The organism is Sphingobium sp. C100 (assembly GCF_000508185.1).
Lineage (GTDB): Bacteria > Pseudomonadota > Alphaproteobacteria > Sphingomonadales > Sphingomonadaceae > Sphingobium.
On record NZ_AYOY01000183.1, the window covers coordinates 1 to 25,928 of the forward strand.

At 65.9% G+C, this 25,928-nt stretch carries 23 protein-coding genes and 2 pseudogenes; 8 read left to right on the forward strand and 17 right to left on the reverse strand.

All coding sequences use genetic code 11. The features are described from left to right. Positions 1–352: pseudogene (locus C100_RS0125250) on the reverse strand (tRNA uridine-5-carboxymethylaminomethyl(34) synthesis GTPase MnmE); the annotation flags it as partial. A gap of 5 nt (positions 353–357) precedes the next feature. Continuing rightward, complete coding sequence (locus tag C100_RS43080) at positions 358–609, reverse strand: DUF6489 family protein (protein ID WP_024021347.1); 252 nt, start codon at positions 607–609, stop codon at positions 358–360. Between the two features lie 153 nt (positions 610–762). Between C100_RS43080 and C100_RS43085 the strand changes: the two genes are divergently transcribed. Genes C100_RS43085 through C100_RS43095 form a run of 3 tightly spaced genes read left to right on the forward strand, consistent with a single transcriptional unit; the run spans position 763 to position 3,509 of the window. Next, positions 763–1,464, forward strand: coding sequence for a dienelactone hydrolase family protein (locus C100_RS43085; protein ID WP_024021348.1), 702 nt, complete (start codon positions 763–765; stop codon positions 1,462–1,464). Continuing rightward, positions 1,464–2,432: a quinone oxidoreductase family protein gene (locus C100_RS43090; RefSeq protein WP_024021349.1), complete on the forward strand. Its 969-nt coding sequence runs from the start codon at positions 1,464–1,466 to the stop codon at positions 2,430–2,432. Before C100_RS43085 ends, C100_RS43090 begins: the two co-directional genes overlap by 1 nt. A gap of 54 nt (positions 2,433–2,486) precedes the next feature. Continuing rightward, a complete protein-coding gene (locus C100_RS43095) occupies positions 2,487–3,509 on the forward strand; it encodes a phytanoyl-CoA dioxygenase family protein (RefSeq protein WP_024021350.1) in 1,023 nt (340 codons plus the stop codon). Between the two features lie 15 nt (positions 3,510–3,524). On the opposite strand, the gene C100_RS43100 is transcribed toward C100_RS43095, so the two are convergent. After that, the gene (locus C100_RS43100; protein WP_024021351.1) at positions 3,525–4,247 is read right to left on the reverse strand and encodes a YjbE family putative metal transport protein; all 723 of its coding nucleotides are present in this window, start codon (positions 4,245–4,247) and stop codon (positions 3,525–3,527) included. 121 nt (positions 4,248–4,368) lie between these two features. After that, positions 4,369–5,625 carry a transcription termination factor Rho gene (gene rho / locus C100_RS43105; RefSeq protein ID WP_024021352.1) on the reverse strand — a complete coding sequence of 419 codons (1,257 nt, stop codon included), beginning with the start codon at positions 5,623–5,625 and terminating at the stop codon, positions 4,369–4,371. A gap of 267 nt (positions 5,626–5,892) precedes the next feature. On the opposite strand from rho, the gene C100_RS43110 reads away from it, so the two are divergent. Next, positions 5,893–6,858, forward strand: coding sequence for a retroviral-like aspartic protease family protein (locus tag C100_RS43110; RefSeq protein WP_024021353.1), 966 nt, complete (start codon positions 5,893–5,895; stop codon positions 6,856–6,858). 9 nt (positions 6,859–6,867) lie between these two features. On the opposite strand, the gene C100_RS43115 is transcribed toward C100_RS43110, so the two are convergent. From C100_RS43115 to C100_RS43140, 6 genes are all read right to left on the reverse strand, one after another. Further along, a complete protein-coding gene (locus C100_RS43115; protein WP_024021354.1) occupies positions 6,868–9,015 on the reverse strand; it encodes a transglycosylase domain-containing protein in 2,148 nt (715 codons plus the stop codon). Between the two features lie 118 nt (positions 9,016–9,133). Beyond that, a complete protein-coding gene (gene msrB, locus C100_RS43120) occupies positions 9,134–9,538 on the reverse strand; it encodes a peptide-methionine (R)-S-oxide reductase MsrB (RefSeq protein ID WP_024021355.1) in 405 nt (134 codons plus the stop codon). A 31-nt stretch (positions 9,539–9,569) separates the two neighbouring features. Next, entirely contained in the window at positions 9,570–10,610 is a 1,041-nt protein-coding gene (holA, locus tag C100_RS43125) for a DNA polymerase III subunit delta (RefSeq protein ID WP_024021356.1), read from the reverse strand. Next, positions 10,607–11,107, reverse strand: a complete 501-nt coding sequence (gene lptE / locus C100_RS43130) for an LPS assembly lipoprotein LptE (protein WP_031310089.1) — start codon at positions 11,105–11,107, stop codon at positions 10,607–10,609. The genes holA and lptE overlap by 4 nt, the downstream gene beginning before the upstream one ends. Before the next feature lie 199 nt (positions 11,108–11,306). Then, positions 11,307–13,850 (reverse strand): leucine--tRNA ligase, encoded by a 2,544-nt coding sequence (leuS, locus tag C100_RS43135; RefSeq protein ID WP_024021358.1) that lies wholly within the window; start codon positions 13,848–13,850, stop codon positions 11,307–11,309. Between the two features lie 102 nt (positions 13,851–13,952). Further along, positions 13,953–14,402, reverse strand: a complete 450-nt coding sequence (locus tag C100_RS43140; RefSeq protein ID WP_024021359.1) for a DUF3576 domain-containing protein — start codon at positions 14,400–14,402, stop codon at positions 13,953–13,955. A gap of 241 nt (positions 14,403–14,643) precedes the next feature. On the opposite strand from C100_RS43140, the gene C100_RS43145 reads away from it, so the two are divergent. Further along, entirely contained in the window at positions 14,644–15,366 is a 723-nt protein-coding gene (locus C100_RS43145) for a hypothetical protein (RefSeq protein ID WP_024021360.1), read from the forward strand. Between the two features lie 152 nt (positions 15,367–15,518). Here the strand turns inward: C100_RS43145 and C100_RS43150 are convergent, their stop codons facing one another. The 3 genes from C100_RS43150 to C100_RS43160 all read right to left on the reverse strand — a co-directional run bounded on the left by C100_RS43150 (position 15,519) and on the right by C100_RS43160 (position 17,594). Next, positions 15,519–16,415, reverse strand: coding sequence for a pirin family protein (locus C100_RS43150; RefSeq protein ID WP_024021361.1), 897 nt, complete (start codon positions 16,413–16,415; stop codon positions 15,519–15,521). Positions 16,416–16,441: 26 nt separating this feature from the next. Further along, positions 16,442–16,762: a hypothetical protein gene (locus tag C100_RS43155; protein ID WP_024021362.1), complete on the reverse strand. Its 321-nt coding sequence runs from the start codon at positions 16,760–16,762 to the stop codon at positions 16,442–16,444. Between the two features lie 133 nt (positions 16,763–16,895). Next, the gene (locus C100_RS43160; RefSeq protein ID WP_024021363.1) at positions 16,896–17,594 is read right to left on the reverse strand and encodes a pirin family protein; all 699 of its coding nucleotides are present in this window, start codon (positions 17,592–17,594) and stop codon (positions 16,896–16,898) included. A gap of 115 nt (positions 17,595–17,709) precedes the next feature. On the opposite strand from C100_RS43160, the gene C100_RS43165 reads away from it, so the two are divergent. Both C100_RS43165 and C100_RS43170 read left to right on the forward strand, forming a co-directional pair. Beyond that, positions 17,710–18,639: a LysR family transcriptional regulator gene (locus tag C100_RS43165; RefSeq protein WP_024021364.1), complete on the forward strand. Its 930-nt coding sequence runs from the start codon at positions 17,710–17,712 to the stop codon at positions 18,637–18,639. A 72-nt stretch (positions 18,640–18,711) separates the two neighbouring features. After that, a complete protein-coding gene (locus C100_RS43170; protein ID WP_024021365.1) occupies positions 18,712–19,263 on the forward strand; it encodes an arsenate reductase/protein-tyrosine-phosphatase family protein in 552 nt (183 codons plus the stop codon). Here the strand turns inward: C100_RS43170 and C100_RS43175 are convergent. The 4 genes from C100_RS43175 to C100_RS43190 all read right to left on the reverse strand — a co-directional run bounded on the left by C100_RS43175 (position 19,235) and on the right by C100_RS43190 (position 24,418). Beyond that, on the reverse strand, positions 19,235–20,446 hold the full coding sequence (locus tag C100_RS43175; protein ID WP_024021366.1) for a carboxylate--amine ligase: 1,212 nt from the start codon (positions 20,444–20,446) through the stop codon (positions 19,235–19,237). The two genes, C100_RS43170 and C100_RS43175, sit on opposite strands and share 29 nt — an antisense overlap. Continuing rightward, a complete protein-coding gene (locus tag C100_RS43180; protein WP_024021367.1) occupies positions 20,443–21,423 on the reverse strand; it encodes a polysaccharide deacetylase family protein in 981 nt (326 codons plus the stop codon). The genes C100_RS43175 and C100_RS43180 overlap by 4 nt, the downstream gene beginning before the upstream one ends. A gap of 159 nt (positions 21,424–21,582) precedes the next feature. Further along, complete coding sequence (locus tag C100_RS43185; RefSeq protein WP_024021368.1) at positions 21,583–22,077, reverse strand: flavin reductase family protein; 495 nt, start codon at positions 22,075–22,077, stop codon at positions 21,583–21,585. Positions 22,078–22,156: 79 nt separating this feature from the next. Continuing rightward, complete coding sequence (locus C100_RS43190; protein WP_024021369.1) at positions 22,157–24,418, reverse strand: NADP-dependent malic enzyme; 2,262 nt, start codon at positions 24,416–24,418, stop codon at positions 22,157–22,159. A 139-nt stretch (positions 24,419–24,557) separates the two neighbouring features. Between C100_RS43190 and C100_RS43195 the strand changes: the two are divergent. Next, positions 24,558–25,928 (forward strand): annotated as a pseudogene (locus C100_RS43195) (DNA mismatch repair protein MutS); the annotation flags it as partial.

Sequence of the window (25,928 nt, forward strand, 5' to 3'; positions counted from 1 at the left end):
CGCGGCGGGTGAATTCGCCCGCCTCCGCGCGGCGCAGGCCCGGCAGGGCGCTCAGCGCATCCTCCACCGCAGCCACCACCGCGCGGCCGCCATGACAATGAAGCTCGACCATATCTTCGCCGGTGACGGTCGCCGGGCCGGGCAGCCAGAGCAGCAGCGCCCGATCGAGCGGCGCATCGTCGCGCGGATCGCGAAGCAGGGCGAGGCTGGCGGTGCGGGGCGTCGGAACGCGGCGGGCCAGCGCCTCCAGCGCGAACCCCGCCTGCGGTCCACTTACCCGGATGACCGCAATACCCGCCGGCGGCGCACCGCTGGACAGGGCGTAGATCGTGTCGTCGAACCGGTCAGGCACGAGGCTTATTTGTCATCCTTGCCGGTGCCCATGCCGGACAGGCCGACATTCATCATCTGCTGGAACAGGCGCATCCCGGCATCACCCATTGGCGAGAAGCTTTTGAACAATGTTTCCATTTGTTCGGCGCTGCCGATGCCATCGAAGCTGTCGAGCATCGTGCGGATATATTTGTCATGGATGGGCGACACATCGGGCAGGCCGAGAAAGGCCCGCGCTTCGGCAGGGGTGCAGTCCACATCGACGGTAACCTTCATGTCCCTGCCCTTCCTTGCTGGCTGTCGGATCCTGTGCCATCGTCATGCCGCAAGTCGCCGCGCCAAGGCAAATTTTTAAACGCGCCAGGTGGTTGCACCACCCTTCGGATCGGCCAATATGCGCTTCAATCTCACCGGCGAAAAGGATTCGACATGGGCAGCTTCACCCCGATCGACACTCTGGAAGGCGATGCACAGTTCGACGTTTATGTGGCGAAGCCAGAAAGCGAGCCACGGGCGGCGATCATCGTCATCCAGGAAATTTTCGGCGTGAACGCAGGCATACGCCAGAAATGCGACAGTTGGGCCAAGGCGGGCTATCTGGCCTATGCGCCTGACCTGTTCTGGCGGCTGGAGCCGCATATCGAACTGGACGCGGACGTGCCCGAGCAAATGGAGCAGGCGCTCGCCCTGATCCCCAAATATAATCAGGACCAGGGCATTCGCGACGTCGAGGCGACGATCAAGGCGGCGCGCGCCGCATTGGGCGATGCCGGCAAGGTCGGCCTGGTCGGCTATTGCCTGGGCGGACGGATCGTCTTCATGTCCGCGTGCCGCACCGATGGCGACGCCTTTGTCGGCTATTATGGCGTCGGCATCGATGGCCTGTTGGGCGAGCAGCAGGCGATCGGCAAGCCGACCATGCTGCATATCCCCACCAATGACGGGTTCGTGCCGGCCGACGTGCAAAAGATCATGCATGAGGGGCTGAAGGATAATCGCCACGTCACGCTGCACGATTATGAAGGGCTGGACCATGGTTTCGCCGCCGAAATGGGCAAGCGCCGGGTCGAGAATGCCGCGCAACTGGCCGACAAGCGCACCGCCGATTTCTTTGCCGAGCACCTCGCCTGATGGGCCATGCGTGGCGGATGGTGGCCCGCCGCCATGGCGGGCCGGAGGTGATCGAAAGGGAGGCGTTCGACCCCGGTGAGCCGGGCGCGGGCGAATTGCTGGTCGCGCAGGAGGCTGCGGGGCTGAACTTCATCGATACCTATTACCGCACCGGCCTCTACCCCGCGCCCCTCCCCACGCCTCTGGGCGCGGAAGGCGCGGGCCGGATCGTGGCGGTCGGCGCGGACGTGCGCGACTTTGCCCCCGGAGACCGGGTCGGTTGCGCCAGCGGGTTGGGCGCCTATGCCACGCATCGGATCATAGCCGCCGACCGCGCCATCCACATTCCCGATGACGTGTCGAGCGCGGACGCGGCGGCGATGATGCTCAAAGGCATGACCGCCTGCTATCTGGCCGAGGATCTGATTGCGCTGAAGGCGGGACAGGTCGCGCTGGTCCATGCGGCGGCGGGCGGCGTCGGATCGATCCTGGTGCCCTGGCTGCGCGACAAGGGCGTCATCGTGATCGCCCATTGCGGATCGGCCGAAAAAGCCGCGAGCGTGGCCGCCGATCGCAGCCTGCACGGCCCCTTTGACATATTGGCGACGTCGGTGCGCGACCTGACCGACGGGGCGGGCGTGGATGTCGTCTATGATGGCGTGGGCAAGGATAGCTGGGATGCATCGCTCGCCAGCCTGAAGCGGCGGGGATTGATGGTGAGCTATGGCAATGCGTCGGGCGCGGTGCCGCCGGTCAGCCTGCTGGACCTCAGCCGGGGCGGATCGCTCTATGTCACCCGGCCTACCCTGTTCGACTATATCGCCACGGCGGAAGAACTGGCGCGCACCGCCGAACGACTGTTCGACCGGATGCGGCGTGGGGTGGTGAAAGCGCAGATCGGGCAGCGTTTCGCCCTGAGCGATGCGGCCGAGGCGCACCGGGCGCTGGAAGCGCGCCAGACCAAGGGTGCAACAATATTGATTCCGTGACGGGACAGCAACATTCGCTCGACGCCTCCCCAAGCGGGTGGCAAGGCGAAACGCATGTCCGCCCTCAAGCTCCTGCTCGCGCCCATCTGGTTCGCTCAATTATTTACCGGCGCGAAATCCTTCGTGGACAATCCGCTGATTCGGTCAGACCGGCTGAATGCGATGGGCCTGCATGTCGCGCGCCTGCGTATCGCCCATGGCATGGCCGCGCGGCGACGGGGGCAACTGGCGCAGGCGGTTGAGCCGCAGGACCGCGCGGCTTTCGATCGCGACGGTGTGGTGGAGATTCCCCAATTCCTGCCCCCGGACATATTTGCCGCGCTGCGCGAGCAGATCCTGTCCTATCAGGGCATGGCGCGCGAGACGGTCCAAGGCGACACGATTACGCGCCGCATCGCCCTGGACCCCGCCGCCCGGCGCGCCATCCCGACGATCGGCCGCTTTGTCAGCGACGGTCGCTGGCGCGCATTGGCCCGCTATGTCGCCGGCTTCGATATCGAACCGCTGCTCTATATCCAGTCCATCCTGTCCCACCGAAGAAACGCGCCGCCCGACCCGCAGATCAATTTCCATGCCGACACATTTTACCCGGCGATGAAGGCGTGGCTGTTTCTGGACGATGTGCCGGCCGACGGCAGCCCCTTTGCCTATGTGCGCGGCTCGCACCGGCTGACGGCGGAGCGGATCGCCTGGGAGAAGGAACGCAGCCTGAGCGTGCGCACCGGCGATTGCCGGCTGTCGGCGCGCGGCTCGTTTCGCGTCGACCTGAACGAACTGGCGCGGTTGAACCTGCCCCAGCCAACGCGCTTCGCCGTGCCCGCCAATACATTGGTCATTGCCGACACATTCGGATTTCATGCCCGCACGCAGGCCGGACAGCCGACAACGCGGGTCGAACTATGGGCTTATGGCCGCCGTAACCCCTATCGGCTCAGGACCGGCTGGGATGCGGGCAGCATTCCCGGCATTGCCGAGCGGCGGATACCGCTGCGCTGGTGGCTGGGCGACCAGGGGGCCGGCATCGTTCCGCAAAGCTGGCGCCCGGTCGGCCGCAAGCGGCCGGGGGACGAAGCCTGACCCCCGCACCGCTGGTCAGTTGAACAGGGTCAATATCCCGACCTGATGGTCCACGACGCCTTCATAGATCATCTTGACCGCGACATAGACGATGACGGCGAGGCCCAGATAAGCGATCCAGCGGAAACGCTCGATATATTTGGCGATGATGTTCGCCGCGATACCCATCAGCGCGACCGACAGGATCAGGCCGATGATGAGGATGCCGGGATGGTCCCGCGCGGCGCCGGCGACGGCCAGGACATTGTCCAGGCTCATCGACACATCGGCCAGCGCAACCGCCCAGGCGGCCGCTGCAAAGCTCTTGGCCGGGCGCAGGCCCGCCACATCGTCATCGCTCGGATCGTCCGGCGTGTCCGCGCCCCGAGGGGGATGGAGTTCGCGCCACATCTTCCAGCTGACCCACAGCAGCAGCAGCCCGCCCGCCAGGATCAGGCCGACAATCTGCATCAACTGGCTGACGACCAGCGCGAAGGCGATCCGCAGCACAAGAGCGGCGATGATGCCGATCAGGATCACCCGCTGCCGCTGTGCCGCGGGAAGCCCCGCCGCCAGCGCACCGACGACGATCGCATTGTCGCCGGCGAGCAATATGTCGATCATCAGCACCTGACCAAAGGCGGACAAGGCGCTGGGCGACCCTATATTGCTGAAATCATTGACTATATGCTGCCAGATTTCGGCGGGAGAACCGATCCCCTGAGCGGCGGAAGCAGCGGTGGCGATAAGGTCGAACATGGCGGCCTGACGTCCCCTGTGATAGATGTGAGGAGCGCCGGATCATGGCATGACCCGGCGCCCAGATACAATATGAGGCGCGATGACGCCCCGGACCTGAAGTAACGAACCCCCGTCCGGCTTACTGGTTCATCGTCGCGAAGAAATCTTCGTTGGTCTTGGAATCCTTCATCTTGTCGAGCAGGAATTCCATCGCGTCGATCGTCCCCATCTGCATGAGGATGCGGCGCAGCACCCACATCTTGCTGAGGGTGGGCTTGTCGACCAGCAATTCTTCCTTGCGGGTGCCCGACTTGCCGACGTCCAGCGCCGGGAAGATGCGCTTGTCCGCAACCTTGCGGTCGAGCACGATTTCCGAGTTGCCGGTGCCCTTGAACTCTTCGAAAATGACTTCGTCCATACGGCTGCCGGTGTCGATCAATGCGGTGGCGATGATGGAAAGCGAACCGCCTTCCTCAATATTGCGGGCCGCGCCGAAGAAACGCTTGGGCCGCTGGAGCGCATTGGCGTCGACGCCACCGGTCAGCACCTTGCCCGACGACGGCACCACGGTGTTGTAGGCACGGCCAAGGCGGGTGATCGAGTCGAGCAGGATCACCACGTCCTTCTTGTGCTCCACGAGGCGCTTGGCCTTTTCGATCACCATTTCGGCGACCTGGACGTGGCGGGTGGCGGGCTCGTCGAAGGTCGAGGACACGACCTCGCCCTTCACGCTGCGCTGCATGTCGGTGACTTCTTCCGGGCGCTCGTCGATCAGCAGCACGATCAGGAAGACTTCGGGATGATTGTCGGTGATGGCCTTGGCGATGTTCTGGAGCATCACCGTCTTGCCCACGCGCGGCGGTGCGACGATCAGCGTGCGCTGGCCCTTGCCCTGCGGCGAGACGATGTCGATGACGCGGGCCGACTTGTCCTTGACGGTCGGGTCGAGCGTGTCGAGGCGCAGCTTCTCATCGGGATAGAGCGGCGTCAGATTGTCGAAATTGACGCGATGACGGACGACATCGGGATCGTCGAAATTGATCGAGAGCAGCTTGGTCAGGGCGAAATAGCGCTCGCCATCCTTGGGCGCGCGGATTTCCCCTTCCACCGTGTCGCCGGTGCGCAGGCCGAATTTGCGGACCTGGTTGGGCGAGACATAGATGTCGTCGGGGCCGGCGAGGAAATTCGCTTCCGGGCTGCGCAGGAAGCCAAAGCCGTCGGGCAGCACCTCGATCGTGCCTTCGCCCATGATCTGCTCGCCATTTTCGGCCTCGGCCTTCAGGATCGCGAACATCAGATCCTGTTTGCGCAGGGTCGATGCACCCTCCACGCCCAGCTCTTCGGCCATGGTGACGAGGTCGGCGGGCGCTTGTTTCTTGAGGTCCTTAAGGTGCATTGGCGAGTCGGTCCGATGAGATGAAGAGGAAAAAGGGCCGGAAAGGAAGGCGATAGCCGGGCAGGAAGACCGGGAGTCCACGCTCCGGACGAGCGCGGATGGATAAGATGGCGTTTAGCGGGCTGCCGGCCCTTTCGTCAAGGCACGACGCGCGTGGCCCGAAGCGGAAAATCACGCCTTTGCGCCAATCGACGGCCAGCGGTGTCGCTGGCGCGATGGCCGCCCTTCATGATATAAGGGGCGGATAAGAAAATGAAAGGACGAGGAATGGGACGGCTCCATGCCTTGCTGGGCTTCGCGCTCGCGATCGGCGGCCCTCCCCTTGCCGCGCAGGACGCGCCCGCGCTCGACCCCGCGCAGCCGCCGGCGGTGGTGCGCACGGCCATCGACCCGGACGATCGCGTCACCATCCCCATCTCCATCGACGGCAAGGGCCCGTGGAACTTCATCATCGATACCGGATCGCAGCGCACGGTGATCGCGCGCGACCTGGCGCAGCGACTGGCGCTGGCGCCGCGCGCCAATGTCACCATCCTGAGCATGACCGGCCGCGCCGAAGCCGGCACCGTGGCGGTGCCGCGCCTGGCCTTTGGCAGCGACATGATCGAGGATATCGAGGCGCCGGTGCTGGAGGGCGAGCATCTCGGCGCGCCCGGCCTGCTGGGACTGGACAGCCTGCACGCCAAGCGGGTGACGCTCAATTTCCGCACCGGACGGATGGACATCGCCGACAGCGGCCTGCGCCGGCCCATGTCCACCGATCCAGACACTATCGTCGTGGAGGCGCGTCGTCGGCGCGGGCAATTGATCCTGCTCGATTCCGACGTCAACGGGATGCGGGTCAACATCATGCTGGACACCGGCAGCCATTACAGCATTGGCAACCTGGCGCTGCGCGACAAGCTGATCCGCAAGAAGCGCGCGCCCGAATTGTTGACCGCGACGCTGACCAGCGTCACCGGCGGCACGCTGACGGGCGAGGTCGGGCGGATCAAGTCGGTGCGGATGGGCCGGGTGAACCTGACGCAGGTGCCGGTGATCTTCGCCGACGCCAGCCCCTTTGCTGAACTGGGGCTCCAGGAAAAGCCCGCTTTGTTGCTGGGAATCAGCGCGCTCAGGATCTTCGATCGGGTCGCCATCGACTTCGGGCGGGGGAAGGTGGACTTCCTGCTGCCCGATGCCAGTGCGCTGGAAAAGAGGCGCTTTGCCGCGAACGATCGGGCGAAGGGCTGATCGCCCGGATCAGGGCTGGCCGGGGGCTGGCCGGGGGGCAGGGGGCGGCGCGGGCTGCTGCTGGCGCTGGCGGTCCCGATCCCGGTCCCGATCCCGGTCGCGGCCCAGCACATCGTCGATCCATTGCTGGTCGAGCCGCGGCGGCTGGGGCCGGTCTTCGGGATCGACCTCCATCTGCTGCTGATCGTCGGCATAGGGATCGGGCTGCGCGGGGCGCGGGCGCATAATCGGCAGGCCGTTTTCGTCGACCATCATGCCCCCGTCCATGCCCCCGCCCATACCGGCGTCTGGGCTGTTATAATAAGCTTCCTCGTCGGGTTCGAGCTGCCATTCGGGGAGCGTGACTTCGGTATCGAATTTTTCGACCGGGCGCTTGGCCACCGCCACCTTCATATAATCGGCGAAGGCGCGCGCGGGCGCACGACCGCCATAAAGCGCGGGCACGGGCTTGGCATCGTCGCGCCCCACCCAGACGCCGGTGGTGATGCCGCTGGAAAAGCCCAGGAACCAGCCATCCTTGCCGCTGTTGGTGGTGCCGGTCTTGCCCGCGACCGGGCGTCCGATCTGCGCCGCCTTGCCGGTGCCGGTGCTGACCGCCGTCTGCATGAGGTCGGTCATGCCCGCCGCGACCCAGGGGGCCACCAGCACGCGGCTGGTGTCGTCCTGATGCTCGTACAACATGCGCCCGTCGGCAGTCGTCACCTTGGTGATGCCATAGGGCGTCACGGCAATGCCCTTGCGCGCGATCGAGGCGAAGGCGCGGGTCATATCGATCAGATGCACGTCCGACGTGCCGAGCACCATCGAAGGATGGGTGTTGACCGGCGTCGAGATGCCGAAACGGCGGGCCATGTCGGCGACGGTGGGGAAACCCACCTCCACGCCCAGCTTCGCCGCGACGGTGTTGATCGAATAGGCGAAGGCGGTGCGAATATCGATCGCACCGGCAAAACGACCGTTGCTGTTGCGCGGGCTCCAGCCGTTGATCGTCACCGGCTCGTCGGTCACGCCCGTGTCGGGGGTGTAACCCGCCTCCAGCGCGGCCATATAGACGAAGATCTTCCAGGCTGACCCCGGCTGGCGCATCGCCGTGGTGGCGCGGTTGTAATTGGACGTCACATAGTCAAGCCCGCCGACCATCGCGCGCACCGCGCCGTCGCGATCCAGGCTGACCAGCGCGCCCTGCGTGCCCGACGGCACATTGGCCTGGATCGCCGCGGTCGCCGCCTTCTGCATGGTGAGGTCGATGGTGGTATAGACTTCCAGCGGCTCATTGGATTCGTCGATCAGCTGGTCGAGCTGCGGCAACGTCCAGTCGGTGAAATAGCGCACGCTGTTCTGCGGCGGCTCGGGCGCCATCTTGACTTCGTCCAGATCGATGCTGGTGCGTTCGGCCGCGGAAATCACGCCATTTTCCTGCATCAGGTCCAGCACGACGCCGGCGCGGCCGATCGCCGCTTGCGCGTCGGCGGTCGGCGAATAGCTGGACGGCGCCTTCACCAGGCCGGCGACGATCGCCGCTTCCGGCAGGTCCAGCGTGGTGGCGGGATGGCCGAAAAATTTGCGGCTGGCCGCATCGATGCCATAGGCGCCGCCGCCGAAATACACCTTGTTCAGATAAAGTTCGAGAATCTGGCGCTTGGAAAATTTCCGCTCCATCGCCAGCGCCAACACCATTTCGCGAATCTTGCGGCCGAAACTGTAGCTGTTGTTGAGGAATATGTTGCGCGTCACCTGCTGGGTGATGGTCGACGCACCCTGCCAGCGCCGGCCCGACCCGCGCCGTTCGACCGCCACCCAGGCGGCGCGCGCCATGCCGATCGGATCGACGCCGGGATGCAGGTAGAAACGCCTGTCCTCGGTCGACACCATGGCATCGACCATGACCTGCGGGATCTGGTCATAGTCCATCCAGCGGCCGAAACTCGGCCCAAGCGAGACGATGACGCTGCCATCGGCGGCATGGACGCGGATCATCTGGCCATTGGGCGAGGATTTGAGGCTGTTATAATCGGGCAGCGACTGCATCGCGATCACCACCGCGACCACGACCGCCAGCACACCCGCCACTGCCGCCGCCAGGCCGATTTTCAGCCCGCGCATCAGCCATTTCCTGACGCCCTTGGGCGCGCCCTTGCTCTTGCCTGATCCTGCCATTTGTGCCGCCCCGGATACGCGCTAAACTTGGCCCCGACCAGCGCAAATCATGTAACCGACGCGGAAAAAGACCGTGGCGCCCCTCCATGCCGATGGGCGCTTTACCGGGGATGAACGGCTATTTGTCCGCGTCGCGGGCTTTGAAGTCCAGGCTGGCGCTGTTCATGCAATAGCGCATCCCGTTGACGCCGGGGCCATCGGGAAAGACATGGCCCAGATGCCCCTCGCATTTGGCGCAGCGCACCTCGGTCCGCACCATGCCATGGCTGGCGTCGCTAATCTCCTCCACCGCGTCGATATCGACCGGAGCGGTGAAGCTGGGCCAGCCCGACCCGCTGTCATATTTTTCCTCGGCATCGAACAATTCGGTGCCGCATCCGGCGCAATAATAGACGCCATCGGCCTTGTTGCCATTATATTTGCCGGTGAACGCCCGTTCGGTGCCCGCTTCACGCAGCACATGATATTGCTGGGGGTCCAAGCGGTCGCGCCATTCGGCGTCGGTCAGGTGCAGCTTCTCCATGCGCTCAATATGGCCATGCGACGCGGCGCGATCAAGCCCGCTCGCGCGCGGCCTGTCGTGCGATCGCCAGCAGTTCGTGTCGCACCATCAGCTCGCCTAGCCCCCTGCCCCCTCGGCTGGAACGCTCCGCCTCCAGCAGCCGCTGGATCACGCGCGCGATGCCATGGGCATCCCACAGCCGGACCTGGCGCGACACCAACCCCTTTTCCTTCCAGAACACCGCCTTGCCCGCTTGCTCGACCGCCGCCTCCAGCCGGCCGCTGGCGTCGAAGGCGGCGCGGATGTTGGCGATCAACATGGCGCGGGTCAGCAGCGGGCGGATCACCGCCGCCATGGCCGTGCCGGTCTGGGCGAGCGTGGTCAGTTCGCGGTGCATCGCCTTGAGGTCGCCGCCCAGCACGGCATTGACCAGCGGCCCGACCTCCGTATCGGGATTGTCCGCCGACAGCGCATCGAGCGCCTCCGCGCTCGCTTCGGCCGGGCGGTCCGGCGCCGCGTCGAGATAGAGGACCAGCTTTTCGACTTCCCCGGCCATCAGCGCCCGATCGCCATTGGCAAGGTCGACGATCCGCCGGGCCAGATCCGGGGCGAGGCGCAGCCCGCCTTCGCGCGCGATGCCGACCGCGATCTGCTCCGCTTCGCGGGCGTCTGGCTGATAGGAGATGAACGCCATCGCGCCCTTGTGGTCGAGCGCGAGCTTGACCAGCTTCGCGCTTGGCTTGAGCGCGCCGGCGATCGCGATCACCGGATTGCCGGCGGCTTCGGCTTCCAGCAGGGCATTGAGCGCCGGCACCGATTCCTCGCCCGCGCCCAGGATGCGAATCCAGCGGCGGTCGCCGAACATGGAAAAGGCGGCGGCTTCGTCGGAAAGACGCGCAGGGTCTTCGCGCAGGGTTGGCCCGTCCAGGTCGACCCGCTCCGCGTCCGGCCCCATGGCGCGTTCCAGGCGCTTTGCCAGGGCCTGGCTGCCCGCTTCGTCGGGACCGTAGAGCAGGAAGAAACGGATGTCGGCCCAAGCCCCCTGGCCGGGCGCATCCAGCGCCTTTTCGATCTGGCCGCGATTGGCCTTCAAGGATTGGCCGCCTTGCGCGAAAATAGCGCGAGGCGAGTCACGATCTGGTCGGCCACCGTTTGCGACAGCCGTTCGAGCGCCGTGTCTTCCGCGGCGATGGTCGCATATTCGCTCGACGTGACGTCAATGCCCGCGTCCGACCCGGCGGTGTCATCCAATATCTGCGCACCGGTGGCTTCATCGACCAGTTGATAGCGCGCGCGCAGGGTGCGGCGCTCGCGCGTCACCGCGGCGTCGGCGCGCAGGCCAAAGCCGCTGATGTCATCGTCCAGCTTCACCACCAGCCGGTAGCGCGGGCCGGAGCCGCCCTGCATCGCGGACAGGCGATCATTGAGCGCGTTGCGCATGAGCCAGCCCGCCTTGCCCTCGATCGGCGCGACCTCGACATTGCCGAGCGCCTGGGCGACCGCGCCATGGCCGCCGCCGCCATAGACCGGGCGCAGGCCGCAGGCGGTGAGCGAAACAAGAGCGATCGGGAGCAGCAGCCGGAATTTCATGCCAACCTCCATAACCGTTCACCCAAGGCCTGTCGAAGGGCTTTCGGCAGGCGCAGGCCGAACGGATTTAGATGAGCGTTCGAGACATCGCGCAAGAGCGATTTCGGAGCGCGGTGCCGGCCGCTCCCCCGACCAACCGCCCGGTCCAGCGTCATGCTGTCGGGTGGTTGATCGTGGGAACGGGCTTTCTCAAACGGATTTAGACGACCAGATTCACCAGGCGGTCGGGCACCACGATCACCTTTTTCGGCGTCGCGCCGTCAAGGATGCGCATGACATTGGGCGCGGCCAGCGCCAGCCGCTCCAGCTCGTCTTTGGGCGTCCCCTTGGGCACGGTGATGGTGTCGCGCAGCTTGCCCATCACTTGGCAGGCAATGGTGACTTCGTCATCGACCAGCAGGGCGGGATCGACCGGCGGCCAAGCGGCCTCCGCGATTAGGCCGTCCTGCCCCATCTCCGCCCAGCCTTCCTCCGCCAGATGCGGCGTCATCGGCGCGACCAGCAGCGCCAGCGCACGGATTGCGGCGGTGCGGCTGGCCGACGGCTGCGCCTTCTCGATCGCATTCACCAACTCGTAAATCTTGGCGACCGCCTTGTTGAAGCCCAGCGATTCGATGTCGCGGGCGACCCCGTCGACGGTCTGGTGCAGCTTGCGGTCGAGCGGCTTGTCCTGACCCTCGGCGCTGGCGTCATGGTCCCCGAACAGGCGCCACACACGGTTGACGAAGCGCCACGATCCCTCGATCCCCGCCTCGGTCCAGGGCAGGTCGCGCTCGGGCGGGCTGTCCGACAGCATGAACCAGCGCACCGCGTCCGCGCCATATTGTTCGATGATGTCATCGGGATCGACGACATTCTTCTTGGACTTGGACATTTTCTCGACGCGGCCGACCGTGACGGGATGGCCGCTTTCGATATGGACATAATCGTCGCCCGATTTCCTGACCTCGCCCGGCGACAGCCAACTGCCATCGCCCGCCTTGTAGGTTTCGTGCGTCACCATGCCCTGCGTGAACAGGCCGGTGAACGGCTCTGCAAAGCCCAGCTGCCCCATATGCTGGAGCGCGCGAGTCCAGAAGCGGGCATAGAGAAGATGCAGGATCGCATGTTCGACGCCGCCAATATATTGGCCGACGGGCAGCCATTGCTCGACCGTGGCGCGATCGAACGGCCGGTCATCGGGCTGGCTGGCGAAGCGGATGAAATACCAGCTCGAATCGGCGAAAGTGTCGAGCGTGTCGGTCTCGCGCCGCGCCGGCTTGCCGCATTTGGGGCAGTCGACATGCTTCCAGGTCGGATGCCGATCCAGCGGGTTGCCGGGAATGTCGAAGCTGACATCGTCGGGCAGCACGACCGGCAGGTGCGCCTTAGGCACCGGCACCACGCCGCAATCGTCGCAATGGATGACCGGGATCGGCGTGCCCCAGTAACGCTGGCGCGACACCCCCCAGTCGCGCAGGCGGAATACGGTCTTGCCCTGCCCCCATCCTTCGCTTTGCGCGCGGGCGATGACGGCGGCCTTGGCCTCCTCCACGCCCATGCCGTCCAGGAAGCGCGAGTTCACCAACTGGCCGGGGCCGGTATAGGCCTCGTCATGGATCGGCTTGTCGGCATCGCCCTGCGGCGCCACCACCCGCTCGACCGGCAGCATATATTTGCGCGCGAAGTCGAGGTCGCGCTGGTCATGCGCGGGCACGCCCATGACCGCGCCGGTGCCATAATCCATCAGCACGAAATTGGCGATGAAGACCGGCAGATGCCAGTCGGGATCGAACGGATGGACCATCGACAGGCCGGTGTCGAAGCCCAGCTTTTCCGCCGTTTCCAGCTCGGCGGCCGTGGTGCCGCCGGCCTTGCACCTTTCGATGAAGGCCTGCGCTTCCGGGTTGTTCGCCGCTACCGTCTGCGCGACCGGATGGTCGGCGGCGATCGCCACGAAGCTGGCGCCGAAAATGGTGTCGGGCCGGGTCGAATAGACGTCGATGCCCTCGCCCGCATCCAGCCCCTCCAGCGCCTCGCGCTCGGGGAACGGGGCGAAGTCGAACCGGAATTGCAGGCCGACCGACTTGCCGATCCAGTTTTCCTGCATCGTGCGCACCTTGTCGGGCCACTGATCGAGCGTCTTGAGCCCTTCCAGCAGGTCGTCGCCGAACTGGGTGATTTTGAGGAACCACTGGTTGAGCTTGCGCTTTTCCACCGGCGCGCCGGATCGCCAGCCCTTGCCGTCGATCACCTGTTCATTGGCCAGCACGGTCATGTCGACCGGATCCCAGTTGACCGAGCTTTCCTTGCGATAGACCAGGCCCGCTTCCAGCATGTCCAAGAACAGCGCCTGTTCATGGCCATAATAGTCCGGCTCACAGGTGGCGAGTTCGCGGCTCCAGTCGATGGCGAAGCCCAGTTTCCTGAGCTGTGCGCGCATATTGGCGATGTTGGAACGGGTCCAGTCGCCCGGATGCACCTTTTTTTCCATCGCCGCATTTTCGGCCGGCATCCCGAAGGCGTCCCAGCCCATGGGATGCAGCACCTCATGGCCCGTCATCCGGCGGAAGCGCGCCAGCACGTCGCCCATGGAATAATTGCGGACATGGCCGATATGGATGCGCCCCGAGGGATAAGGGAACATCTCCAGCACATAGGCGCGCGGCTTGGGCGAGGCGTCATCGGCCTTGAAACTCTGCCGTTCGTCCCAGGTCGCCTGCCAGCGGGCGTCGGCCTCAAGCGGGTTGAAGCGCCTTTGCATGTCATGTCCTTACAAATGCGTGCGGGCTGGGCCTTTTGCGAAGCCCAGCCCAAAGGGGTTTGAAAACAGGGCGCTATACATGGAACGCCCGGAAGGGGAGGCTCAGCCAGCGATCGCCGTGCGGCGCAGGTCGCGCGCCTTGGTGAGGATGATTTCCTCCAGCTTCTGCACCGTCGCGGCCTTGACCGGCGCATCGACCCAGGCGCCATTCTGGTTGACCTGGCGGCTGGCGGCGACGCGCAGCGCATCGGCGCGCAGATCCTGATCCAGAATCGACACGGTCAGCTTCATCCGCTCCCCCGGCGTGTTCGGATTGGCATACCAGTCGGTGACGACCACGCCGCCGTTCGAATCGGTCTGCGCCATCGGCATGAAGGACAAGGTGTCGAGCGTGGCCCGCCACAGATAGGCGTTGACGCCGATCGTGGTGACGCGCGACGCGGCGAGATCCGCCTTGGGGCGAGCCTTGGAACCACCGCCACAGGCGGCGAGCGGCAGGAGCGCGGCCAGCAGCAGGCCGGCGGAAACAGGGGCGGGAAGGCGGCGGACCATCAGGCATGTCCTAGCTTGAAAAGACGAAAATCAGCCCGCATCTATAGTGTCCGCGCGGCAATGGGCAAGGGGCGCTGCATCGCTCGGCCGCGATCACCCCCCGTCCCGTTGCCGTCGCCGCACTGCAGCATGTGTGTTCCATGCAACAGCTGCGGCAAAAAGCCGTTGTGCCACTAGCCACTAGCGGGTTTGTCGGTGTAGAGCGTTACCAAATACAAATGTCGGGGACGAGATTCGGGTCATGCGTTGGAAACGGGGATATTTGGCAGTAGCGGGCTCGGCAGTCGCCGTGGCCGGTTTTCTGTTGTCTCCGGCGATCGGCGCCGCGACCGATCTGGTGCGCCTGCGTGCCAGCGCTCCCGTGTCGCTCGGCAGCCTGGGCAGCATCTCGTCCTTCACGCCGACGACCAAAGACCCGCAACTGGCGGCCGCCTATGCGAAAATCGCTGCGTCAGCGAGCCGTCAGGGCTTTCGCTTCACGCCGACCAGCGGCTCGCTGAGCGGCCAGCGCGAAATCACGATCATGGTCCGCGCCACCGAGCGCGGCGGAGCCGACAAGGGCGCCGACCCTGTCGATATCAAGCCGATGGCGTTCAGCCTGAACGGCGCGCACAACTGGCGCAAGTTCGCCCTGCCGGAATCGGTGGGCCGCAAGGCGCTGGACCCGGTGCCGGTCGAAACGATGGTCGATGCCAAGAATTTCTCGCTGGATGACAGCAAGAAGGATCGCTTCAGCACCAAGGTGGTGATCGAAAGCCGTCGCGAACCCGCGACCGCCGTGCGCAATCCGTCGGCGGAAAAGGATTATTCGCTGGATCTCGCCAGCTCCTATTCGCTGACGCGCAACCTGAACGTCACCGCGGGCGTGCGCTACAATAATAATGTCGCGGGTCGCCTGACCCCGATGACCGACGACCGGCAGGACAGCCAGGCCGTCTATCTGGGCACCATCTTCAAATTCTGACGCCGCTGCCGGCAGGGCGGCTGGATATGGACGCCCTGACGGGGCGCCGACGCCGTGCACGCCGCATCTGACAAAGCATAAGGGGGCGGGGTCGTTCGATGACGACCCCGCCCCCTTTTTTCGATTGCGATCCCGCGCCCGCGCCTTCGGTGTCAGGCGGGCAGCGGGATGAACTCGCTTTCGTCCGGCACCGGGGCAAAGCGCTGGGCCTGCCAGTCGGCCTTGGCCTGCTCGATCCGATCGGCCGAGGAGGAGACGAAATTCCAGTAGATGTGCCGTTTTTCCGGCAGCGGTTCGCCGCCCAGCAGCATCAGGCGCGCGCCGCCACTGGCGCGCAGGATGATTTCCGCGCCGGGTTTGAACACCACCAGTTCGCCGGTGGCGAAGCCGCCACTCTGACCGATCACCTCGACCGTGCCCGCCACCACATAGATGGCGCGCTCGACATGGTCGGCCTTGAGCTGGTAACGGGCGCCGTCCTGCAAGGCGATGTCGGCATAGACCATGTCGGAATAGGTCTGCACCGGCGAGGTGAGGCCATCGGAACTGCCCGCAATCAGCGTCAGGCGCGCGCCCCCATCCTCGATCGTCGGGATAGCCTGCGCCTTGTGATGGGAAAAGCCGGGATCGGTTTCCTCATATCGGGTCGGCAGCGCGACCCAGGTCTGAAGCCCGAACAGCTTGCCGCCGCGCGCGCGATTCTCGTCCGACGTGCGTTCGGAATGGACGATGCCGCTGCCCGCCGTCATCCAGTTCACCTCGCCCGGCCGGATCGGCTGGATAGAGCCGACGGAGTCGCGATGCAGAATCTCGCCCTCCAGCAGATAGGTGACGGTGGCAAGGCCGATATGCGGGTGCGGACGGACGTCGAGGCCTTCGCCGCTGTTGAACGTCGCTTCGCCCATCTGGTCGAAGAAGATGAACGGGCCGACCATGCGGCGATGCGCCGAAGGCAGCGCGCGGCGGACGGAAAAGCCATCGCCCAGGTCGCGGACCGGGGGCAGGATGATCATGTCGACGCCGTCGACATCGGAAGTGCGGATGGACATGGGACTGGACCTTTCGGAAGAGGGGGTCAGGCGCCGAGCAGCGCCAGGGCTTCGATCTGGGCGCGCGAGAAACCCTGCGCGGCAAGGGTAGGAATATGGCGTTCGGCGATCCGGCGGCTGCGCCCGGTTTCGCAGAGAAAGTCGCGCACCGGGGAGAGATGGGCCGGCAGCTCCACCGGGCCATTCTTGTTCGGGCCGATCAGCGAGTCGACCGTATGGGCGATGCGCGAACGCAGCGTGCCGGCGGCGGCAGGCGGAGCGCAGCCGCAATTCGCGACGGCGGACAGGGCGGCCTGCACATCCTGCCATTCGGCAGGGCTGAGGCGCGGGGTTGCGATGTTCAGCATGGGCAAGGCTTCCTTCTCGTCTTGATGCGATCCTTCTAGCGCAACGACACTTTGCGGATCAGAGAGATAAAATCGGTCGATATATTCGATTTAGTGGAAAAGGGCGTGCCGGATGCACGCCCTTCCCCGGTCGTCAGGCGGCGTCGACCAGCACGATCTCGCTATCCTCGATCGCGGTGACGCGGATGACGTCAAGATCGCTGATCGCCGCGCCGTCGCGGGCGTTGATGCGGACGCCATCAATCTCGATCGCGCCGATTGCCGGGACCAGATAGGCCTTGCGAGCCTTTCCGATCGGATAATCCGCCGTTTCGCCCGCCTTCAGCGTCGCGGCCACCACCCGCGCATCGGTGCGGATCGGCAGCGCATCATCGTCATTCTCATAACCCGATGCCAGCGTTACGAACTGGCCGGCGCGCTCGCCCTTGGGGAAAGGCCGGGCGCCCCAGCTGGGCGCTTCGCCGTCACGGGTGGGGATGATCCAGATCTGGAAGATCTTCGTCGTCACATCCTCCAGATTATATTCCGAATGGCGGATGCCGGTGCCCGCGCTCATCACCTGGACGTCGCCGGCTTCGGTGCGGCCCTTGTTGCCCAGATTATCCTCATGGGTGATCGCCCCTTCGCGGACATAGGTGATGATTTCCATGTCGCGATGCGGGTGGGGCGGGAATCCGGTCTGCGGCGCGATCATGTCGTCGTTCCAGACGCGCAGATTGCCCCAATGCATCCGGGCCGGGTCATGATAGCCGGCGAACGAGAAATGATGCTTGGCGTCGAGCCAGCCATGGTTGGCGCCGCCAAGGCTGTCGAACGGGCGAAGGTCGATCATATATATTCTCCTGTCGGGCAGCGAAGGCCGCCCTCGTCGGAGACAGGATTTAGCACTTGCGCCCTTTCCCGATCAGACCGATAAATCATGTCAGAATGTTCGAGGAAATCGAAAAGTGAACAATCCCGGCACGCCGACTTTCGATCAGTTGCGCATTTTCCTGACCATCGTCGACACCGGCAGTTTCGCCGCGGCAGGGCGCAAGCTCAACCGCGCGGTTTCGGTCATCAGCTACGGCATTTCCAATCTGGAAACGCAGCTGGGCCTGACCCTGTTCGACCGCGAAGGCACCCGCAAGCCCCGGCTGACCCTGGCGGGCCGCGCCCTTCTGGCCGAAATCCGCAGTATTTCGCATGGCATCGACGGGCTGCGCGCGAAGGTGAAGGGTTTGCTCGACGGGCTGGAGGCAGAGGTTAATCTGGCGGTCGACGTCATGCTGCCGGCCGAGCGGCTGGGCAAGGTGCTGCGCGCCTTTGCCAAGGCATTTCCGACCGTGCAGTTGCGGCTCCACGCCGAAGCGCTGGGCGCGATCACCGCCATGGTGCTGGACCGGGGCGCGGTGATCGGCGTGTCGGGGCCATTGTCGGCGGGGGTGGAGGGGATCGAGACCATGGCGGCGGGATCTGTGCCGATGGTCCCGGTCGCCGCGCCCGACCATCCGCTGGGCCGGATGGACAACATCCCGCCCGGCGCCGGGCGCGACTATACGCAATTGGTGCTGACCGACCGGTCCCGCTTTACCGAGGGGCAGGATTATTCGGTGTCGAGCCCCAGAACCTGGCGCCTTGCCGATCTGGGCGCGAAACATGCCCTGCTGCGCGAGGGGATCGGCTGGGGCAATATGCCGCTGCCGATGATCGAGCCGGACCTGGTGGCGGGCACGCTGGTGCGGCTGGCCATGCCGGATCATCCCGGCGGCACTTACCGTTTTGCCGGCATCTGGCGACGCGACACCCCGCCCGGTCCCGCCGCATCCTGGCTGCTCGACCAGTTCGTGACGCTGGGCCAGACGGATCGTGAACTGGACGGCATGGGCGATGTCTGAGCGGCGGCCAGTTGATCGGCGCCGCCAGCTTGCTATCAGGAAGACCATGGCTCCCCTTTCCTTCCGGTCCCGATGATCCGGCGGCGCTTCGGCACGCTGCGGGGGCTGGTGCGCCTCGCCCTCTCCTATCCGCAACTGTTCCTGGGGCAGTCGGCAGATCAGCCCGCCGATCCGGCGACGATACGCAGACTGGTGTTCGTGTGTCAGGGCAATGTCTGCCGCAGCGCCTTCGCCCATGTCGCCGCCCGGCGCGCCGGGCTGCGCGCGGCCTCGCTTGGCCTTTCGACCACCACCGGGCGGCCGGCGCATCCGCCCGCCATCGATGCGGCGCGCGCGCTGGGCCATGACCTGTCGTCGCACAGCGCGACCGACCTTGCCGACTATGTGCCGCAGGCCGGCGACCTGCTGCTGGCGATGGAAGTGCGGCAAATGCATCGACTCGCCGCCGATCCGCGCCTCAACGGAGTGCCACGGATGCTGCTGGGGCGCTGGACGCGGCCGATGATGCCGCATCTGCACGATCCCTATGGGCTGGACGACCGCTATATGGCGCAGTGCCTGCGCCGCATCGACGTGGCGGTCGCGCGGCTGGCCTTCAGCTTCCCCGGCGCACGACTTTCCTGACCATCTGCGCCATGTCGCGCAGCCAGGGGCGCAGGTCGCTCCGCGTGAACACATAATAGCGCATATGCAGGTCGAAAAAGGCCGCCAGATAGCTGGTCATCTCGGCCAGCGGCCGGCGACGGAAACGCGCGTCCTCGATCCGGCCGGGCTGCAACAGCAGCCGGACCAGCCGCTTGGTTTCCGGCACCATGTAGCGGGCGCGCAAATCGTCGCGCGGCGGCCGGGCGGGATCGGCCTGCCCCAGCACCGTGCGCCGATAGGCTTCCCACGCAAAATGCGCGCCGCAATGCCAGGCGAGCGGCAGGCTGCCCCAGAAACGGCCATTGACCTCCATCAGCCAGTAACGGCCGCTATCGGCTTCGTAGCGATATTCGACCATCGCCTGCCCGTCCCAGTCGAGCGCCTGCAACAATTTTTCCGACAGGCGCATCTGGGCCTGATGCTGTGCGGCCGGTTCCGCCCGGCACAAGGTGGACACGCCGCCTTCGGGCGGCCATTCGTGCAGCCGGCGATGCTGGAATCGCAAGGTCGCCCGTCCGTCCTGCATATAGAGCATCTGGCCCAGCCCCACGCCGCCGCAATATTGCTGGATCAGCGGCCAGCGGCCGATCGGCGCATAGCGATCCAGCAGCGCCCGCAATTCGTCCGGGCCATGGACATAATCGCTCTTGAGCCATGGCAGCCCGGCCGCGTCGAGCACGGGCAGGATTTCCTGCGGATTGGCCCATTTGGCGACCAGCGGATAGGGCATTTCGCCCGCGCGGGCGGCAAAATCCTCGCCCGGCATCGGCTGCCAGGTCCGGGGCACCAGCAAGCCCGCTTCCCCGGCCACCACCAGCGTCTGCCGCTTGTCGAGCACACGGGCGAGACGGTCGGGCCGGGGCACGAGGATATGGCAGTCGCCGATGCGCGGCGGCAGGGCCGCCAGTTCGACCAGGTCGGATTCGGATATGGCCAGCACCGCACGGGCGCCGGTGTGGGCGATCAGGTCGGGCAGCCAGGCCGCGATCGGGCCGGGCGGCCGCAGCGTCCATTGCCGGCAATGGCGCGAGGCGATCGCGATCGCCGACGGATCGCGCGCGACGCCATGGACAGGGACGCCCTGTTCGCCCAGTTCGCGCACGACGGTCAGGCTGATCGCATTTTCCAACCCCAGGAGGATCGCGCCGGGAAGCGGGCTCATGCAGGAACCAGCCGACGCTCATAGCGCCAGGTCGCCCAGGCCTGCTGGGCGACGCGCAGCCCCGTGCGCAAACGGTCCGGCGACACGCGGCTGAACGATCGCGGCGGCCGGTCGGCGATCGCGGGGGGCAGGTCGTGAAAGCCCGCGCCCTTGACCGCCGGCAGCCGGGCCGCTTCCCGGCAGAGATGTTCAAACCGGCCCATCACCGCGCGATTGGGCCGAACACGATCGCGCGAGAGCATTTCGAAACTATGGGTCACGACGACGAAGGCGTCATGCCCCTCCCGCACCGCATGGCGCAGGCCCGCGCGCATTTCGGCGGTCGACATGGCGCAGATTTGCGCGGGGCGAAAGCCGCCCGGCCGGTCGGCGATACCCGATACCGGCAATTCAGCCACGCCGCTCAGCCGCGCCGCCGCGATCTGCGCCGGATCGGCCGCGATGCGGCATTCCCGGCCCATATAGGCGGGATTGACGCTGCTATCCCAGGCGATGCCGACCGCCGCGAGCGCGCGCAGCGTGTCGTCATTGGCGCCGAAATTGCCCGCGCGAAAGGCGTTGACCGGCGGCGCCCCAGCCTCTTCCAGCAGGCGTTTGGCAAGGCTCAGCAGGGTGATCTGGTCGTCCAGCGCGAAGTCGCCGATGTTGCGGCCCTGGCGCCCGCCGACGGGCGAGTCCGTCGCCCAGGCCAGCCATTCGGTGTGGATGTGCAACTGCACCTCATGCCCGCGCCCAACGATGTCGCCGACGATCGGGGTCAGGAAAGCGGCCCCATGCACGAGCGCGGGCATCGGATCGAGGAAGAAGACGCCCTTGAGACCATGACGATCGAGCAAGTCCATCTGCCAGTCGATGCCATAGCCCTTGCCCCCCGCTTCCGCCCGGATGGAGCGGCGCACATTGTCGGCGAGCGCCACGCCACGCTGGTGCAGCGAGGCGGAAAGTTCGGTATCGACAGTGATGAGCAACGCGGTCATGCGGCGATCCGGTCAGGGGACGTCCAGCCCGACATAGGCAGGATGCGTTAAGGAGCGGTAATATGTCCCGCATATGTCCGGCCCGGCGCAAGGCGGAAAATAGCCGGCCCCCTTCCGTCCGTCCCGTTCCGGTCAGACGGCGCCGTGCGGGGTTTGCCATCATTCCAGCAGCGAAAATGCACCATAATTGCCCTGGAAGAACAATAGCGGCCGTTCGGGCCGCTCAACCTCCAGCGCCATCACCGCGCCCAGCACGATATGATGATCGCCCGCTTCGTGCACGGCATGGAGCGTGCAGTCGATCCAGGCGACGACATCGTCCAGGATCGGCGAACCATTGGCCGAGGCGCGATGCGCGATGCCGGCGAATTTGTCGGCCCCCGGCGCGGCGATCTGGCGGCACAGCGGCAACTGGTCGCTGGCGAGGATATTGACGCAGAAACGGCCGACCTGCTCGATGCGCGGCCAGCTGTTCGACGTCTTGGCCGGGAAAAAGGCGACCAGCGGCGGATCGAGCGAAACCGACGTGAAGGAACCGACGACCATGCCGACCGGCGCGCCGTCCGCCTCCACGGCGGTGACGACGCAGACGCCGGTCGGATAATGGCCGAGCACGCGGCGGAAGGTCGCACTGTCGAAACTCGCCACGCTCATGCCTGCTTGCTCCCGAGCCGGTTGATCCGCCCCTCCCTGTCCCGCCCGGCAGGTGGGTTGCAAGCGAAAAGCGCAGCGGTCAGAGGGCGACGCCGCCGGCCGCCAGCACGGCGAGGGTCAGCAGTTCCGACGCGTTGGAGGACATGGTCGCGATCTGCACCGATTTTTCCATGCCGACCAGCAACGGCCCGATCATCGAGGTGCCACCCAGTTCGCGCAGCAGCTTGGCGGATATATTGGCCGATTGCAGGCCGGGCATGACCAGGACATTGGCCGGACCCGACAGGCGGCTGAAGGGATAATTTTTCATCACCGCCGGATTGAGCGCCGCGTCGGGCGTCATTTCGCCCTCAAATTCGAAATCGACGCCCCGTTCCTCAAGCAGCTTCACCGCGCCGCGCATATTGTCCAGGAAACTGCCGGGCGGGTTGCCGAAATTGGAATAGGACAGGAAGGCGACGCGCGGGTCATGGCCCATGCGCCGGGCCACGGCCACCGTGCCTTCGGCGATGTCGGCCAGTTCGGCGGCGGAAGGCCGCTCGTTTACAGTGGTGTCGGCCAGGAACACCGTCTTGTCCTTGGCGACCATGACGTGGATGCCAAAGGGGGTGCGGCCGGCCGCCGGGTCCATCACCCGCTTCACTTCCCGCAAGGTCTGCGCATAGGGCCGCGTCATGCCCGTCAGCATCGCATCGGCCACGCCCATCCTGACCAGCAGCGTGCCGAAGATGTTGCGATCGCGGTTCACCATCCGCTCGCAGTCGCGACGCAGATAGCCGCGCCGCTGCAACCGGGCATAAAGCATGTCGACCATGTCGGGCACCAGCGGCGAATTGACGCTGTTGTGCAGCTCGAAACTTTCGGGATCGCGCACGCCGAGCGCCCGCAGCTGGTCGACGACATCGCCGCGGCCGACCAGCACCGGGATGCCATAGCCCAGTTCGCGGAACTGGATCGCCGCGCGCAGCACCACTTCCTCCTCCGCCTCGGCGAACACGACGCGTTTGGGGTGGGCCTTGGCGATCTCATAGGCGCTGTTCAGCACCGATGTCGTCGGGTTGAGCCGGGCTTTGAGCGACTGGCGATAGGCCGCCATATCCTCGATCGGCTTTTGCGCCACGCCCGTTTCCATCGCCGCCTGGGCGACGGCGGCGGGCACCACCTCCATCAGGCGCGGGTCGAAGGGCGCGGGGATGATATAGTCGGGGCCAAAACTATGCGACCGGCCATAGGCCTTGGCCACTTCCTCGGGCACCCGCTCGCGCGCCAGTTCGGCGATGGCGTGGGCGGCGGCCAGCTTCATCGCCTCGTTGATGCCGGTCGCCCGCACGTCGAGCGCGCCGCGGAAGATGAAGGGGAATCCCAGGACGTTGTTGACCTGGTTCGGAAAATCCGACCGGCCGGTGGCGACGATCACGTCGGGCCGCACGGCCTTGGCATCGGGCGGCAGGATTTCGGGATCGGGATTGGCCATGGCGAAGATGATCGGCTTGTCGCCCATCGATTTCACCATGTCCTGGCTCATGGCGCCCGCGACCGACAGCCCCAGGAACACGTCGGCGCCCTTCACCGCTTCGGCGAGGGTGCGCGCGTCGGTCCTGACCGCATGGGCCGACTTCCACTGGTTCATGCCTTCGGCGCGACCCTGGTAGATGACGCCCTTGCTGTCGCACATGATGACATTTTCATGGCGCACGCCCAGCGCCTTGATAAGTTCGGTGCAGGATATGGAGGCGGCGCCCGCGCCGTTCACCACCACCTTCAAATCCTTCATCTCGCGTCCGGTCAGCAGCGCGGCGTTGATGACGCCCGCCGCCGCGATAATCGCGGTGCCATGCTGGTCGTCATGGAAGACCGGGATGTTCATCCGCTCCTTGAGCGTCTGTTCGATGATGAAACATTCGGGCGCCTTGATATCCTCAAGGTTGATGCCGCCAAAGCTCGGCTCCATCAGCTCGACCGCGTCGATAAAGCGATCGACATCCTCGGTCTTGAGCTCGATGTCGATCGAATCGACGTCGGCGAAACGCTTGAAGAGGACCGCCTTGCCCTCCATCACCGGCTTGGACGCCAGCGCGCCGAGATTGCCGAGGCCCAGGATCGCCGTGCCGTTGGAGATGACCGCGACCAGATTGCCCTTGGCGGTATAGTCATAGGCGGTCGCCGGATCGGCGGCGATGGCGCGCACCGGCACGGCGACGCCGGGCGAATAGGCGAGGCTCAGGTCGCGCTGGGTCGCCATCGGCTTGGACGCGATGATCTCGATCTTGCCGGGGCGGCCCGTCGAGTGGAAGAAGAGCGCTTCGCGTTCGGAAAATTCGACACTTGCCTTGTCGGTCATCGCGGCCTCTCCACTTGTTGGAATGATGCGGCCGCCCTAGCGGCATGAACATCTTGTGGGCAAGTGCGAGAAGCGCAATTTTCCCGCCGCTTTGCGAAGCGCTGGTTTCGCTCGATCGATCGCGCTATCCGCTGGGCGCATGGCGAAATCGACCGACAGCGCGACAGCATCCTCCCAGCCGACACCGATGATGGCGCAATATCTGGCGCTCAAGGCCGAAGCGCGCGATTGCCTGCTCTTCTACCGGATGGGCGATTTCTTCGAACTGTTCTTCGACGACGCGAAAATGGCGGCGGCGACGCTCGACATCGCGCTCACCAGCCGGGGCGAACATGACGGCGCGCCGATCCCGATGTGCGGCGTGCCGGTCCACAGCGCCGAAGCCTATCTGGCGCGGCTGATAAAGGGCGGTCACCGCGTCGCCATCGCCGAACAGACCGAAACGCCCGCGCAGGCCAAGGCGCAAGCCAAGGAACGGGGAGGCAAGACGCTCGTGGCGCGGGCGATCGTGCGCTATGTGACGGCAGGGACGCTGACCGAGGAAACGCTGCTCGACGCGCGGCGCGACAATATGCTGGTCGCCCTTGCGCAGGTGGGCGGCGACGGATCGGGCGAGGTCGGCATCGCCGCCGCCGATATTTCCACCGGCCGGTTCGAAACGCTGACCTGTCCCGTCAGCGACCTGCCCGCCGAGCTGGCGCGGCTGCGGCCGAGCGAGACCGTGGTGGCGGAAGGCGCGGCCATCGACCTTGCGGACTCGCACCCGTTCGACCGCGCCGCCTTTTCCAGCAACCGCGCGGAAGATGCGCTCAAACGGCTGTTCGGCGTGGCGACGCTGGACGGTTTCGGCCAGTTCGGCCGGGCGGAGCTGGCGGCGATGGGCGGCCTGATCGCCTATCTCGACCATGCGGGTAAGGGGACGCTGCCCTTCCTTGCCCCGCCACTGCGCAAGACCAGCGGCGGTCATGTCGCGATCGACGCGGCGACGCGCGAAAGTCTGGAAATCGTCGCGACGACAAGCGGGACGCGGGCGGGAAGCCTGCTGGCCGCGATCGACCGGACGGTGACGGGCGCGGGCGCGCGGATGCTGGGGCAGGATATTGCGGCGCCGCTGATGGACCTGGCCACCATCGAGGCGCGACTGGGGCTGGTCCAGCTGTTCCATGACGATGCCAATCTGCGCGACCAGTTGCGGGGCGCGTTGCGTGCGCTGCCCGACATCGGCCGCGCGCTGGGGCGCATCGCGGTGGGGCGCGGCAGCCCCCGTGACCTGGGGCAGTTGCGCGACGGGCTGGGCGAGGCGCGGCTGCTGCGCGAGCGTTTGGGACGCCTGCCGGACGCGCCGCAATTGCTGCAACAATTGCTGCCCGCGCTCGACGGCCATGGCGAACTGGTCGACGCCCTCTCCCGCGCGCTCGTCCCCTCCCCGCCGACCGAAACCGCCAATGGCGGCTATATCGCCGACGGCTATGACCCCGCGCTTGACGAACTGCGCCGCATGGCGGGCGAC

Bases quoted from the DNA above. Each gene is read 5' to 3' on its own strand.
- C100_RS43160 (WP_024021363.1), bottom strand. From the start codon at position 17,594: ATGATCGACCTTCGCCCGTTCGACAGCCTTGGCGGCGCCAACCATGGC.
- C100_RS43110 (WP_024021353.1), top strand. From the start codon at position 5,893: ATGGGACGGCTCCATGCCTTGCTGGGCTTCGCGCTCGCGATCGGCGGC.
- C100_RS43190 (WP_024021369.1), bottom strand. From the start codon at position 24,418: ATGACCGACAAGGCAAGTGTCGAATTTTCCGAACGCGAAGCGCTCTTC.
- C100_RS43185 (WP_024021368.1), bottom strand. From the start codon at position 22,077: ATGAGCGTGGCGAGTTTCGACAGTGCGACCTTCCGCCGCGTGCTCGGC.
- C100_RS43155 (WP_024021362.1), bottom strand. From the start codon at position 16,762: ATGCTGAACATCGCAACCCCGCGCCTCAGCCCTGCCGAATGGCAGGAT.
- leuS (WP_024021358.1), bottom strand. From the start codon at position 13,850: ATGCAAAGGCGCTTCAACCCGCTTGAGGCCGACGCCCGCTGGCAGGCG.
- C100_RS43170 (WP_024021365.1), top strand. From the start codon at position 18,712: ATGATCCGGCGGCGCTTCGGCACGCTGCGGGGGCTGGTGCGCCTCGCC.
- C100_RS43140 (WP_024021359.1), bottom strand. From the start codon at position 14,402: ATGGTCCGCCGCCTTCCCGCCCCTGTTTCCGCCGGCCTGCTGCTGGCC.
- msrB (WP_024021355.1), bottom strand. From the start codon at position 9,538: ATGGAGAAGCTGCACCTGACCGACGCCGAATGGCGCGACCGCTTGGAC.
- C100_RS43090 (WP_024021349.1), top strand. From the start codon at position 1,464: ATGGGCCATGCGTGGCGGATGGTGGCCCGCCGCCATGGCGGGCCGGAG.
- C100_RS43085 (WP_024021348.1), top strand. From the start codon at position 763: ATGGGCAGCTTCACCCCGATCGACACTCTGGAAGGCGATGCACAGTTC.
- lptE (WP_031310089.1), bottom strand. From the start codon at position 11,107: ATGAAATTCCGGCTGCTGCTCCCGATCGCTCTTGTTTCGCTCACCGCC.
- C100_RS43095 (WP_024021350.1), top strand. From the start codon at position 2,487: ATGTCCGCCCTCAAGCTCCTGCTCGCGCCCATCTGGTTCGCTCAATTA.
- C100_RS43115 (WP_024021354.1), bottom strand. From the start codon at position 9,015: ATGGCAGGATCAGGCAAGAGCAAGGGCGCGCCCAAGGGCGTCAGGAAA.
- C100_RS43150 (WP_024021361.1), bottom strand. From the start codon at position 16,415: ATGTCCATCCGCACTTCCGATGTCGACGGCGTCGACATGATCATCCTG.
- C100_RS43145 (WP_024021360.1), top strand. From the start codon at position 14,644: ATGCGTTGGAAACGGGGATATTTGGCAGTAGCGGGCTCGGCAGTCGCC.
- C100_RS43180 (WP_024021367.1), bottom strand. From the start codon at position 21,423: ATGACCGCGTTGCTCATCACTGTCGATACCGAACTTTCCGCCTCGCTG.
- C100_RS43080 (WP_024021347.1), bottom strand. From the start codon at position 609: ATGAAGGTTACCGTCGATGTGGACTGCACCCCTGCCGAAGCGCGGGCC.
- C100_RS43100 (WP_024021351.1), bottom strand. From the start codon at position 4,247: ATGTTCGACCTTATCGCCACCGCTGCTTCCGCCGCTCAGGGGATCGGT.
- rho (WP_024021352.1), bottom strand. From the start codon at position 5,625: ATGCACCTTAAGGACCTCAAGAAACAAGCGCCCGCCGACCTCGTCACC.
- C100_RS43175 (WP_024021366.1), bottom strand. From the start codon at position 20,446: ATGAGCCCGCTTCCCGGCGCGATCCTCCTGGGGTTGGAAAATGCGATC.